This is a genomic window from Nakamurella sp., assembly GCF_048594475.1.
In the GTDB taxonomy this organism is placed as follows: Bacteria; Actinomycetota; Actinomycetes; order Mycobacteriales; family Nakamurellaceae; genus Nakamurella.
Window position 1 is genome coordinate 22,965 of record NZ_JBMDXT010000038.1, and the last position, 12,656, is coordinate 35,620.

The following is a 12,656-nucleotide window of genomic DNA, read 5'->3' on the forward strand; positions in this document are numbered from 1 at the left end:
CCGCCGGCGCCGCCCGTCCGGTGGTGGCGAACGGCGGCGGGCCGGCGGTTCGGGCGCCGTCAGCGGGGAAGAATCGGCCCGGAGTTGCGGGTGTCGACGAGCCGGGCGGCGTTGTGCGTCACCACCGCACCGGTCTCGGCGACCTGGTCCCAGATCAGGTCGGTCGCCGAATAGGAGTAGAAGCAGACGTCGCCGTTGGCGTCCGGCTGCACCGTCACGAAGTTGGCCAACGTCTGCCCGGCCGCGTAGTTCAGGTTCGACGAGTTCGGCCGCCCGTTCAGGCACGGGTACGCCGTGATGAACCCGCCCGCGCCAGGCACCACCGCGGTCACGTTGCCCATGACGGTCTGGGTCCCGGGACTGGCCACGTGCAGCTTGCGAGTTCCGCCGGCGGGCAATCGGTCGCGGCTGTTGCGGGTGTCCAGCAACCGGGTCGCGTTGTGGGTGGTCACCGCACCCGTTTCGGCGACCTGGTCCCAGATGAGGTCGGTCGCCGCATAGGAGTGGAAGCAGATGTCACCGTTGGCGTCCGGCTGCACCGTCACGAAGTTGGCCAACGTCTGCCCGGCCGCGTAGTTCAGGTTCGACGAGTTCGGTGGGGTGGGGGTACAGGCATACGCGGTGACGAACCCGGAACCGGCCGGTCCCACCGCCGTCAGGTTGCCCATGACCGTCTTGGTCCCCGGGGTGGCCACGTGCACCTTGCGCACCCCGTTGGCCGGCAGCCGGTCCCGCGAGGTGCGGGTGTCCAGCAACCGGGTCGCGTTGTGGGTGGTCACCGCGTCGGTCTCGGCGACCTGGTCCCAGATCAGCCCCGTCTCGGCGTAGCTGTAGAAGCACACGTCACCGTTGGCGTCCGGCTGCACCGCGACGAAGTTGGCCAGCGTCTGCCCGGCCGCGTAGTTCAGGTTCGACGAATTGGGCCGCCCGTTCAGGCACGGGTAGGCGGTCACGAATCCGGATGCGCCCGCGCCGGTCACGGTCAGATTGCCCAGGACCGTCTTCACGCCGGGGTCGGCCACGTGCAGGGTGTACGAGGCGCCGGGGGCGACGTTCCCCTTCGGGGCCGCGATGAACGACCACGTGATCGCCGCCCGGGCGGGCTGGTTGATGGTCGCGGTGAAACGACCCCAGTCCAACCAGCGATTCGGGATCAGCACCACGGCGTGATCGCCCTCCAGGATCGCCTGGCCGGTCGGGCCGTAGACCTCGTCGGACGAACGGTAGGTGTTCTCGTCGACCACGCAGAGCGAACCGTCGCCGGTCCGGAACTGCTGCCCGTTCGCCGAGGTCAGGGTCGCGGTCAGCCCGGCGGCCGGGGCGGTGGTGAGCAGCGCGATCAGCGGCAGGCCGGCCGGTCGGTCCTGCCAGCCGCAGGTCTCCAGCGGATCGGGCAGCTCGTAGCCGTCGTAGAGGGTCAGGTTGGTCGTCATCCCGTTGCCCGGGAAGAGCACCTGGGCCGGAGGGGCGTCCGTCAGCCCGCCGATGACGTCCAGGCCGGCCAGCCCGTCGCTCGAAGAGAAGGCCACCCGTTGCAGGCCGGGCCGCAGCATGCCGATCGCGTGGAACGGTCCGGAGAACCACCCGTCGATCACCTCGGCCGGCGGCCAGCCGTCGACCCCGAAGAACAGGTTGCTGCGGGAGGCCTCCTGCGCCCCGAGGTCGGAGTAGTAGGGGCTCGCCGGATTCTCCGTGTGCAGGTTGTCGTACGGCGGCACGAACAGGTCGGGATCGGTCAGCTGGAGGTAGATGAAGTGGTTCCGCAGGCCCGCCGACCAGGACGGTTCCTCGGTCACCGGACTCAGGCCGGCCGCCTGCCGGTAGACGTTGATCTGCCGCAACCACGCCGACGAGTCGGATTGCGGGAGCGGCGGTGGCGCCGCCCCGGCCTGGCCGGCCGCCGTCGTGACCAGCACGCTCGACAACGCGACGATGCCGGCGATCGCCATGGTCAGCCGTCGAACAGGTGACATGTCCCGCCCTCCCCCGGCCGATCCCGGCGAAGGCGCCGCGATCGGATGGCCCAGTGTCGTGCACCGCGCCGATGTCCGCCACCGACGGGGCCGTGGGCGGTGACGATCCGTCACCGCAGGACCCGGCCGGACCCGTCCGGGCGACACCTCCGCTCGACCCGCTGACCGATCTTGACAACAATCTAAGACTACACTGGGCTATCTCTTTGTACTCTCCGTAGCCATTGGGGCTGAGGGGTGGAAGGGGACGTCCATGAGCAAAGTGGTGCGCGCCATGGTCATCGGCGGGGCCAGTGTGGCCCTGCTGGCCGGCGCGGTGGGGGCGGTGGCGGCCGGAGATCCGGGCGTCACCCCCACGGAACCATCCGTCCTGGTGGGAATCTCGCCGTGTCGGGCCGTCGACACCCGGGCCGGGGGGCTCCCGATGGTCAACGGGGCCCTGCGGACGTTCCAGATCGCCGGTTCGCAGAGCCTGGCGGACCAGGGCGGGAACCCGGCCGGTTGCGGCATCCCGGATGACGCGACCGCGGTCAGCGCCACCATCACCATCACCCAGACGCAAAGCAACGGGTACGTGACCCTCTACCCGACCGGCGACGCCCCGCCCGCCTCGTCCTCCATCAACTGGTACACCGGCGGCCAGACCCTGGCCAGCAGCATCACCGTCGCCCTCGGCGACGGCCAGCTCGACGCGACCTCCGCCGGCGGATCGACCCAGCTCATCATCGACATCACCGGCTATTACCAGACCGGCGGTGCCGGACCCAGCGGTCCGCCCGGACCCACCGGACCGCAGGGCGAACCGGGCGTCGCCGGCAGCGTCGGACCCACCGGACCGCAGGGCGAACCCGGACCCACCGGACCCACCGGACCGCAGGGCGAACCGGGCATCGCCGGCAGCGCCGGACCGACCGGTGAGACCGGACCCACCGGGCCCAGCGGGCCGGCCGGACCCACCGGCCCTGCCGGACCCACCGGGCCGGCCGGCGCGGACGGCGGCGGCTCCATCCTCGCCGCGTCCAGCGGCGGTCCGGTGACCCTGACGACCGTTCTCGGCGGTCTCGACGGTCAATCCGCGATGCTGCCCCTGGCCGGAGCCGGGACGGATACCGTCGTCGCGATCGGCGGAGCGATCGACACCACGACCACGGGTGGGCTGGTCCAGGTGTTCCCGCGGGACGGTGTCATCACCTCGATCTCGGGCCGGTTCAGCACCACCGCGGCCCTGACTCTGGTCGGAAGTTCCATCACGATCACGGCCCAGCTCTACACCTCGAGCGCGGGTGACAACGCCCTGGTGCCGGTTCCGGGTGCGACCTGCACGATGGCGCCGCCGTACACCGGGATCGTGGCCACCGGCGCACTCACGTCCTGCACCACGACCGGGCTGTCGATCCCGGTGACCAATCAGACGGCCGGGGTCGTGCTGGTGACCGCGCAGGTGACGGCGGGCATCGACATCGCCACCTCCATCGCCGGAAACGCGAGCGCGAGCATCAACGTCGCCTGAGCATGACCGCCTGATCAATCGGGCACCGGGGGCCGCGGTCATCATCGACCGCGGCCCCTGTTGTGTCGCCACCCCGTCCGGATGCCGGTGCGACCGGTGGCAGATGCCCGAGCCGGTCGTGGACGTCAGAACGGACGCACGTAGATGACCAGATCGTGCAGCAACTGGATCGGGCTGCGGCCGCGCAGGTCGATCGTGGAGACCCCCGGGGCGACCTCCCGGCACGACTCGCCGGTGTCACACATCCCCGGCACCTGGCCCACCCAGAGCACGGCCGGCGCCGCCCGCGGAGTGGTCAGCGACTCGAGCACCCACCGGCGCCGGTCGTAGCCGGGATAGACCGTCGTGACCGCCGGCCCGATCACCGCCGCGCAGCCGTACGCGGGGATGCGGTCGGCGAAAATGGCCACGTCGGCGCCGGTCTGCGCGGCGGCCTGCTGCACCGCGGCACAGGTGGCCAGCAACTCGTCGACCGGCATCTGCTCGTACTGCGAGCTGGCCGCACCCCGGCTCTCGAGCATGGCGCCGCGGTCGGACCAGGTGACCACCCGCCAGGTCGCCGTCAGTCCGACCAGGACGACCAGGCCGATTACCGGCCACCGCTCCCATCGCGCCGGGACGGGCAACGGGTCCAGGCAGGTCGCGACGAACCAGAGTCCGATCGGCAGCGGCAGCAGCAGGCGGGCCGCCTGGAAGTACACGGTCCCCAGGTCGTCGTAGGTCTTGCCCAGGGACAGGATCAGCCCGGTCGCCACCACCAGGACCGCCAAGGCCGTGATCGCCGCCGGCCGGCGCTGGATCAGGACCAGCACCCCCAGGGTGCCGACGGCCAGGAACACCAGCACAGGGGTGCGCAGGACCTCCGGCGTGTACGGGCCGAGCATCCGTTCCGGGTGCGACAGGTTGTCGGCCAACACATCCCAGTGCGGCTGGAACGGGGCCGTCGGGTGCATGTCGTCGGTGGGATGCTCGCCGTACCACCAGCCGACGAACGCCAACCAGAGGCCGACCGGCGTCAGCGCCGTGAGGAAGGTGATCGCGGTCCGGCGCCAGCCCCGGTCGCGGGCCGCCGGCAGGCAACGGATGAGCGTGTAGATGACGGCCGGCGCGGTCATCAGCAGGCTCGAGGTGTCCGCCAGGAACGCCACCGCCGAGACCGCCATGGCCGCCGCGGCCCACCGGATCCGGTCCGGGAACAGGATGACGATCGCCAGCACGACGCCGCCGAGGAACCGGCCGGCCGCCGTGCCGTACACCGATGCGGCGACCACGTACTCGGTGCTCAGCAGCGCCGGCATGGCCACCGCGACGGCCGCCAGGAACCGGTGCCCGCGCCGCCAGGCGGCGGCCGCCGGCATCCACCAGGACGCCAGGTGCGCGGCGCCCAGCACGATCGGCAACGCGACCGGGTACCCGACGCCGACGGCGTGCAGCAGCTCGGTCGGGATCGATTCGAGGGTGGACCCGTAGGCCTGCCCCCAGAAGTTGGGCTGCTCGGGCCGCAGCCGGCCCCACGACTCCGCGGCCGCCCACAGCAGCGCCCAGTCGTCGCTGACGAACCGGTCGAACCAGCCGACGATCAGCCAGATCTGCTGGACCAGCACGAGCACACCGAGCCCGACGACGACGCGGCCGTCGACCGCGACCCCCGGCCGGGTGGCCCGCCGGTCCCCCACGACCGGCAGCACGTCGGTGTCGTCACCGGGTCCGGCGGGACCGGTCACCTGCATCGAACGGTCCATCCTCGCCCATCGCTCGCCCGACCCGACTCGCTCCGCTGCGGAGGGTATCGCCGGGCGGGCGACGGGCGGCGGAGGCGCACGCAACCGGGCCGGGTCAGGCCGGCAGCTCGCGGACCCCCTGCGCGGAGACCGCACAGATCCGGCCGGCGAAGCCCTTGGCGCGCATCCACTGGGCCAGGGCCGTGCCGTCGGACTGCCCGACCTGGCCCGGATAGTCCAGGGGGTCGGCCCGGCTGTACCCCTGGGGGGTCGGCAGGCCGGAGAGGACGGAGAACACGACGGCGTCGATCGGGTTCTTCCACGGCGGCGCGGACGGGTCGTCGTCGAGCAGGATCACCGCGTCGCACGCCGCCCGGGCCGGTTCGATCTGCGCCTGCAGCTGGGCCGGCAGCAGGTCGGCCCGGGTCCAGGTCGAGTACGCGGTGCGCTGGGCCTCGGCGAACATCAGCAGGACCAGCAGGCCGGTCCCCGTGGCCACCACCGCGCGGCCCCACCGCACCTGCCGCAGCCGGGCGGACCGGCGCCACCGGAGCTCGATCGCGCGGAGGATCACGACGACCGCGATGCCGGCCAGCACGGACATCACGCGGAAGGGCGCCCGAACCGCCTCGAAGCCCGGGATGTGCACCCAGGCCAGCCGGAAGAAGCTGAGCCCGCGGTCGTCCATCAGCAGGAAGGCCAGGACCGCGACCACCGTCAGGCAGGACGCGAGCAGACCGACGCGACCGACGCCCTGTGCCCCGGCGGACCCGGCCGGCTCGAGCGTGACCGGGTCGGCCGGATCGGCCGGCGACGTCGAGCGACCGAGCACGGACGAGCGCAGGACGGCCAGCCCGGCCGCGACGAACGCGACGAACAGCACCGGCGGAAAGCCCAGCTGCTGCTCGTTGTTCGAAAGGGCGAACTCGGGCACCCGCGCGTACAGGCCGCTCCACAGCCCGCCGCCGCCGAAGCTCGCATTCCAGATGTCGGACCAGCGCGGGCTGTAGGCGATGACATCGGTCCAGCCGGACTTGGGCAGCAGGCCGCGGCTGGGCAGGTACACCCACAGCACGCCGACCCAGAGCACCACGAACAGCACCGCCAGCACGACCCCGGGGACGGAGCGGAGCGTGCCCCACAGGTCGCCGGCGACCTGCCGGACCGCCCGCGCGATCCCGGACCCCGAGCTCAGCAGCAGCAGCGCCAAGCCGAGGAAACCCAGGACGACCGCGGCCAGCATCAGCGCGTACCAGGACGACAGGGCCAGCAGCGGCGGGACCAGCACGAGCAGGGCCACCCCCCGCCGGACGTGCCGGCGTCCGATCACGTCGGCCAGCCCGACGAAGATCCAGGAGACCGAGAGCATGCCGAACAGCTGCACGTGATCCAGTTGCGCCAGCATCGGGTACGACGCGACGGTCAGCACGACCATGGCCGACTGCAGCCACGGGCTGTCCAGCAGCCGGCGGGACAGCACCGCGACGCCCAGGGCGCCGACCAGGAAGAACGTGACGCCGGCGAACAGCCACGACGTGAGCGGATCGACGCCGACGAGCCGGGCCAGGGAATAGAGCTGGCCCTGGACCAGGAACGCGTCGCTGGAGCCCAGGGTGTTCTTCAGCGGGAAGTAGTACGCCAGGTCACGGATCGCGTCCTGGCCGGTCCACACCCGGTACCAGTGCTCGTGCAGGCCCAGGGTCCAGCGGGCGTCACCGATGTTGCCCGGCAACAGCCCCTGCCGGGCGACGGCCCGGAAGATCCAGGCGGTGACCAGCACCGCACTGACCTCGGGCAGGAACCCCAGGACCCGGCGCCACCCCGCGGGCGCGGCGGCCGCCGGGACGGCGGAGGCCCGGGCGGGCGTGGCGGCAGAATCGATCGGGGCGTCGACCGTTCCCGATCCCTCGTTCATGACGTGACCCGGTTCAGTCGGCGCCCCGGCGGCGGCGGGCCGGGGCGGATCGATGGCAATCGGTGGCGTCGCGGGTCAGTAGGCGATCGGCTTGCGGACGCGCTCGCGAGCCAGGATGGCCAGCGCCTCCACGCCGTCCTTCCAGGTCAGCTTCTTGCCGTCCTCGCGGCTCCGGGCCTTGTAGCTGATCGGAACCTCGTAGGGGCGGACCCCGGAGCGCAGGATCTTGCCGGTGATCTCGGCCTCCATGCCGAAGCCGGCGGACTTGACGTCCAGGGCCCGGTACATGTCCAGCGGCAGCAGCTTGAAGCAGGTCTCCAGGTCGGAGATGTACACGTTGAACAACACGTTGGCCGCGGTGGTCACGGCCCGGTTGCCCAGCACGTAAAGGTAGGAGAACGCGTTGTGGCTGCCGAACGTCCGGGTGCCGTAGACCACGGTCGCCTCGTCGTGCAGGATCGGCTGGAGCAGCGAGGGGATCTCCTCGGGCGCGTATTCCAGGTCGGCGTCGCACATGATCACGTAGTCGCCGGTGGCCAGTTCGGCCCCCTTGCGGATGGCCGACCCCTTGCCGCCGTTGGTCGGCTTGAGGTGGATGTTGACGCGGGGATCGCCGGCCCACTGCGGGTACAGATCCTTGGTGCCGTCCGTGCTGCCGTCGTCGACGATCACCAATTCGACGTCGACCGGGTAGTCGACATCGAGCACGCGCTTGACCGCCGATTCCAGCGTGGCACGCTCGTTGTAGACGGGCATCAGAATCGAAAGCTTCATTGCGGCAGCATAACAACGCGTTTGCCGTGCTCAGGGCACATCGGCGCCGATGTCACGACCCGTCGGGACCCATCCGTACCACCCGTCCCACGACACCCCGGGCGCCTCCCGGTCGCTCTCGCGAGCCGCACCGACACCCCGCCGGATCCGGCCGTGCCCGACCCCGGGCGGGATAGAGTCCCCGGTCATGGTTGAGCGCAGGATTCTGGTCACCGGCGGGGCCGGCTTCATCGGGAGCCATCTGGTGGCCCGGCTGTTGGAGCAGGGCCACCAGGTCCTGGTGGTGGACAACTACTACTCGGGCTCGCGCAGCAACCTGGCCCACCTGATCTCCGACCCCAACCTGGAGATCATGCGGCACGACGTCACCTTCCCGCTGTACGTGGAGGTGGACGAGATCTACCACCTGGCCTGCCCGGCCTCGCCGGTGTTCTACCAGCGCGATCCGGTGCAGACCACCAAGACCTCCGTCATGGGGTCGATCAACATGCTCGGCCTGGCCAAGCGGACGAAGGCCAAGATCCTGCTCTCCTCGACGTCGGAGGTGTACGGCGATCCCGAGGTGCACCCGCAGGAGGAGTCGTACTGGGGGCACGTCAACCCGATCGGCATCCGGTCCTGCTACGACGAGGGCAAGCGCTGCGCCGAGACGCTGTTCTTCGACTACCGCCGCCAGCACGACATGCCGATCAAGGTGGCGCGGATCTTCAACACCTACGGCCCGGGCATGCGGCCCGACGACGGCCGGGTCGTCTCGAACTTCATCGTCTCCGCGCTCAGCGGCCGGCCGCTGACCGTCTACGGCGACGGCTCGCAGACCCGCTCGTTCTGTTACGTCGACGACCTGGTGGACGGGCTGATGCGGCTGATGGCCACGCCGCACGAGGTCACCGGGCCGATCAACATCGGCAACCCGCACGAGTTCACGATGAAGGAGCTGGCGGACAAGGTCATCGACCTGGTCGGCGGGGACGCCACCGTTGAGTACCACCCGCTGCCCTCGGACGATCCGACCCAGCGGCAGCCCAACATCACCCGCGCCCGCGAGATCCTCGACTGGAAGCCGACCGTCGAGCTGGCCGAGGGCCTGGCCGCGACGATCGACTTCTTCCGGAAGCAGCTCACGACCGGTTGAGCGAACCGGTCCGGAGCGGGCCGGCGGCCCGGTACCGCCGCCCGGTGCGGGCGGTCGGCCTGACCCTGGCGGGCGCGGTCGGTCTGGTCGGGCTGTCGGCCGCCACCGTCGTCCGCTTCATCGGCCCGTCCCTCCACGCCGACGGGGTCATGCAGTCGGTGATGTCGCTGCAGGGCGTCGAGCTGTTCTTCTGGGGTCAGAACCGGTTCCTGTCGGTGGTGCCGGCCCTGGCTGCCCCGATCGCCGATCCGGACCCGAACCTTCTCGCCTGCCTGCTGCTGGACGCGCTGAGCTTCCATCTGCTCCTGCTGCTCCTGGCCTGGTCGGCCGCGGCCGGGGTCACGTCCGGACGGCGGCCAACCGACGTCGCCCCCGTCTTCGCGATCCTGGTGGCCACCGTCCTGCTGGCCATGGCGCCCTACGCGATCTACACCGCGGCGCTGGACAGCCAGCCCCATTCGCTGTCCTGGCTGCTGGCGCTCGGCGGGTTCCTGCTGTGGCGGCGAGCGCCCGGCCCGGCGTGGGCGGTCGCCGCCGCGGCGACCGGCGTGGCAATCGGCCTCAACCAGTCGGTGGTGCTGGGGACCACGTTCCTGGCCGCGGTCGAGGCGGTCCGGACGTGGCGGCGGCGCGACCCGGGACCCCGGGGCCGGGCGGCCCGGGCGGGACGGCCGGGCGGGGCCTGGCTCTCGTCCCGTCGATGGGTCGCGTTCGCGGCGATGACCGCCGGCTGGCTGGCCGTCTGGTTCGGGCTGGCCGCGCGGTTCGGCCGCACCGACGCGATCGGGGCGGGCCTGGCGACCAGCTACTACGGCTTCGATCCGGCCGGTCTGCCGGACGGTCTGGTCGCGGCGGGGCGGGCCGTGCTCGGCGCCGTCGACACCGGTCCGGCGATCGCCCTGGCCGTGGTGGCCGGCTGCTCCTGGGCGGTGCTCGACCACGACCGGCGCAGCCTGCTGGGCCGGCGGGCGGCCCTGCTCGCCGTCTTCGGTGCCGGCTACCTGCTGGTCTTCGCGGGCAATCCATGGGTCGCCGTCAACGGCTACCCGGCGCGCTACTTCTTCCCGGTCGTGCTGGCGGTGATGCTCGGCCTGGCGGTGCCGATCGCGGCTGCGCTGCCGGTGGCGGCCCGGCGGATCGCGGCCCCGGCCGGCCGGCTCGCGCGGCGGATCGGCCGGCCCCTGAACGGCCCGGACCGCATCGGCCCGGCCCTGGCCGGCGGGCTGCTGGCGGTCGCGATCGCCGCGGCCGGCGCCGCTCCGGCCACCCCGAGGGATTCGTGGATCTTCCAGGACGTGCGAGCCACCGCCGAGTTTGCTCGTGACACCGATGTGAGCTTTGTCGCCGGGACTTACTGGGTGGTGTGGCCGCTGACCCACCGGCTGCTGGCCGCCGGCCGGCCGGTGCTCGCCGCCAACTACAAGGCCGGGGGCGATCCGGCCCGCTACCCGCGCCGCCTGGAGGCCGTCCGGGCCACCGGCATGACCCCGCGCGCATTGTGTCTCAACGATTCTGCGCAATCCTGCCGGGCGCAACTGGACCGCTGGACACGGCCCGGATGGCAGATCGTCCCCGGCGCCACCTGCCCGGTGGCCGAGCCGCCGCCCTACGCCGACAGCACCGTGCGTGACTGTGTGGTGCTCGAATTCCGTGGTTGACCCACCACGTGTGACGTCGCGCTCACCACTGCGGGCCACCGTCGAGGACCCTTCGCCGTGACATGATCCACGCGGGTACTTCCCTTGTCGCTCAAATCAGAAGCAGGTGACCGACGTATGACCCGGATGACCGTGATCGGTTGCGGCTACCTCGGCGCGGTGCACGCCGCCTGTATGGCCCAGCTCGGGCACGACGTCCTCGGCATCGACGTTGATGCGGCGAAGATCGCCAAACTCCAGGACGGAATTCCCCCCTTCTACGAGCCCGGATTCCCCGAGGTTCTCGCCGAGCAGCTGGCCAGCGGCCGGCTGCGATTCAGTTCCGACATGGCCGACGCCCAGGGCCATCAGGTGCACTTCGTGTGCGTGGGCACCCCGCAGAAGCGCAACGAGTACGCCGCCGACATGGCGTACGTCGACGCCGCCACCACCGCCCTGCTGCCCCACCTGTCGCCCGGCGACCTGGTGGTCGGCAAGTCGACCGTGCCGGTCGGCACGGCCGCCCGGCTCTCCGAGCTGGTCCGCGGGGTCCAGCCGGAGGCGCTCCTGGCCTGGAACCCGGAGTTCCTCCGGGAGGGTTTCGCGGTCCAGGACACCCTGCACCCGGACCGGATCGTCTACGGCCTGCCGGAGGGCGAGGACGGAGCCCGGGCGAAGGCCCTGCTCGACGAGGTCTACGCCACGCCGCTGGCCGACGACACCCCGCTGGTGGTGACCGACTACCCGACCGCCGAGCTGGTCAAGGCGGCCGCCAACTCGTTCCTGGCCACCAAGATCTCCTTCATCAACGCGATGGCGGAGGTCTGCGAGGCCAGCGGGGCCGACGTCACCCAGCTGGCCGACGCCATCGGCTACGACACCCGGATCGGGCGGCGCTTCCTCAACTCGGGGCTGGGCTTCGGCGGCGGCTGCCTGCCCAAGGACATCCGGGCGTTCATGGCCCGGGCCGGCGAGCTGGGCGCCGATCAGGCGCTGGCCTTCCTGCGCGAGATCGACTCGATCAACCTGCGCCGCCGGGTGCGGATGGTCGACCTGGCCCGCGAGGAGCTCGGCGGTTCGATCGTCGGGCGCCGGATCGCCGTGCTCGGGCTGGCGTTCAAGCCCAACAGCGACGACATCCGCGATTCCCCGGCGCTGAACGTCGCCGCGCAGATGCGGCTGCAGGGCGCGTCCGTCGTGGTCACCGACCCGGAGGCGGTGGCCAACGCGCAGCGCCTGTGGCCGGATCTGGGCTACGCCGAGTCGGCGTTCGACGCGGCCAAGGACGCCGATCTGGTCATGGTGCTCACCGAGTGGGACGAGTACCGCACCCTGGACCCGGTGAAGCTGGGTGAGGTCGTCGCCGACCGCCGCATCCTGGACGGCCGCAATGCCCTGGACCGGGACGCCTGGCGGGCCGCCGGCTGGACCTACCGGGCGCTGGGTCGCAAGTAGCTCCCCGTCCCCCGCAGCGGCCCGCCCGATCGCAGCGCGATCGGGCGGGCCGTCGGACTGTCCGGCCGGCTACTGGGTGTTCTGGGCGACGACGACCAGGACCAACCCGCCGGCGACCAGGGCGACGCCGAGCCAGCCCATCGGGGTGACCTTCTCGTGCAGGATCAGCACGCTGGCCCCGACGATGGTCAGCAGGCCCAGCGCGTTGAACGGGTACGCCACGGACAGCGGGACCCGCGACAGGGTCGTCAGCCAGGCCAGCGCCGAGATGCCGAACACCACCAGCCCCGCCCACACCCAGGGCGCGGTGATCGCGCGGATCAGCACCGAGCCGCCGTCGCGGGCCACCGCGGCGGCCACGCCGGTCATGCCGTGCTTGAGCATCAACTGCCCGCCCGCGGCGGCCAGCACCGCGAACAGCAGCAACAGCAGGTTCGGAAGGGTCAAGGCGCGCTCCTTGACGGGTCGAGGGGGCAGGGCCGGGATCGGGTCGGGTTCGGTCTGACTCACCGGTCCTCCTCCAGGTCGTCGATCCG

9 protein-coding genes are annotated in these 12,656 nt (G+C 71.7%); 4 read left to right on the top strand and 5 right to left on the bottom strand.

The annotated features are described in order from the left end of the window. Window positions 1-59: 59 nt before the first annotated feature. Entirely contained in the window at window positions 60-1,973 is a 1,914-nt protein-coding gene (locus tag ACOJUF_RS02120) for a CAP domain-containing protein (RefSeq protein WP_420120213.1), read from the bottom strand. A 253-nt stretch (window positions 1,974-2,226) separates the two neighbouring features. Between ACOJUF_RS02120 and ACOJUF_RS02125 the strand changes: the two genes are divergently transcribed. Continuing rightward, entirely contained in the window at window positions 2,227-3,483 is a 1,257-nt protein-coding gene (locus ACOJUF_RS02125; RefSeq protein WP_420120214.1) for an exosporium glycoprotein BclB-related protein, read from the top strand. A 125-nt stretch (window positions 3,484-3,608) separates the two neighbouring features. Here ACOJUF_RS02125 and ACOJUF_RS02130 read toward each other — a convergent pair whose 3' ends face one another. From ACOJUF_RS02130 to ACOJUF_RS02140, 3 genes are all read right to left on the bottom strand, one after another. After that, on the bottom strand, window positions 3,609-5,213 hold the full coding sequence (locus ACOJUF_RS02130; RefSeq protein ID WP_420120215.1) for a hypothetical protein: 1,605 nt from the start codon (window positions 5,211-5,213) through the stop codon (window positions 3,609-3,611). A gap of 106 nt (window positions 5,214-5,319) precedes the next feature. Beyond that, window positions 5,320-7,119: a hypothetical protein gene (locus tag ACOJUF_RS02135; RefSeq protein WP_420120216.1), complete on the bottom strand. Its 1,800-nt coding sequence runs from the start codon at window positions 7,117-7,119 to the stop codon at window positions 5,320-5,322. Between the two features lie 75 nt (window positions 7,120-7,194). Then, window positions 7,195-7,893: a glycosyltransferase family 2 protein gene (locus ACOJUF_RS02140; RefSeq protein WP_420120217.1), complete on the bottom strand. Its 699-nt coding sequence runs from the start codon at window positions 7,891-7,893 to the stop codon at window positions 7,195-7,197. 187 nt (window positions 7,894-8,080) lie between these two features. Here ACOJUF_RS02140 and ACOJUF_RS02145 point away from each other — a divergent pair, with 187 nt between their 5' ends. The 3 genes from ACOJUF_RS02145 (at window position 8,081) to ACOJUF_RS02155 (ending at window position 12,120) form a co-directional block, all read left to right on the top strand. Further along, window positions 8,081-9,028 (top strand): UDP-glucuronic acid decarboxylase family protein, encoded by a 948-nt coding sequence (locus tag ACOJUF_RS02145; protein WP_420120218.1) that lies wholly within the window; start codon window positions 8,081-8,083, stop codon window positions 9,026-9,028. Further along, window positions 9,025-10,686: a hypothetical protein gene (locus tag ACOJUF_RS02150; RefSeq protein ID WP_420120219.1), complete on the top strand. Its 1,662-nt coding sequence runs from the start codon at window positions 9,025-9,027 to the stop codon at window positions 10,684-10,686. Before ACOJUF_RS02145 ends, ACOJUF_RS02150 begins: the two co-directional genes overlap by 4 nt. 117 nt (window positions 10,687-10,803) lie before the next feature. Continuing rightward, complete coding sequence (locus tag ACOJUF_RS02155) at window positions 10,804-12,120, top strand: UDP-glucose dehydrogenase family protein (RefSeq protein WP_420120220.1); 1,317 nt, start codon at window positions 10,804-10,806, stop codon at window positions 12,118-12,120. Window positions 12,121-12,189: 69 nt separating this feature from the next. On the opposite strand, the gene ACOJUF_RS02160 is transcribed toward ACOJUF_RS02155, so the two are convergent. Continuing rightward, the gene (locus tag ACOJUF_RS02160; RefSeq protein WP_420120221.1) at window positions 12,190-12,630 is read right to left on the bottom strand and encodes an EamA family transporter; all 441 of its coding nucleotides are present in this window, start codon (window positions 12,628-12,630) and stop codon (window positions 12,190-12,192) included. Window positions 12,631-12,656 lie beyond the last annotated feature (26 nt).

Coding starts and splice junctions, on each gene's coding strand:
- ACOJUF_RS02120 (WP_420120213.1), bottom strand. CDS start 1,973: ATGTCACCTGTTCGACGGCTGACCATGGCGATCGCCGGCATCGTCGCG.
- ACOJUF_RS02125 (WP_420120214.1), top strand. CDS start 2,227: ATGAGCAAAGTGGTGCGCGCCATGGTCATCGGCGGGGCCAGTGTGGCC.
- ACOJUF_RS02130 (WP_420120215.1), bottom strand. CDS start 5,213: ATGCAGGTGACCGGTCCCGCCGGACCCGGTGACGACACCGACGTGCTG.
- ACOJUF_RS02135 (WP_420120216.1), bottom strand. CDS start 7,119: ATGAACGAGGGATCGGGAACGGTCGACGCCCCGATCGATTCTGCCGCC.
- ACOJUF_RS02140 (WP_420120217.1), bottom strand. CDS start 7,893: ATGAAGCTTTCGATTCTGATGCCCGTCTACAACGAGCGTGCCACGCTG.
- ACOJUF_RS02145 (WP_420120218.1), top strand. CDS start 8,081: ATGGTTGAGCGCAGGATTCTGGTCACCGGCGGGGCCGGCTTCATCGGG.
- ACOJUF_RS02155 (WP_420120220.1), top strand. CDS start 10,804: ATGACCCGGATGACCGTGATCGGTTGCGGCTACCTCGGCGCGGTGCAC.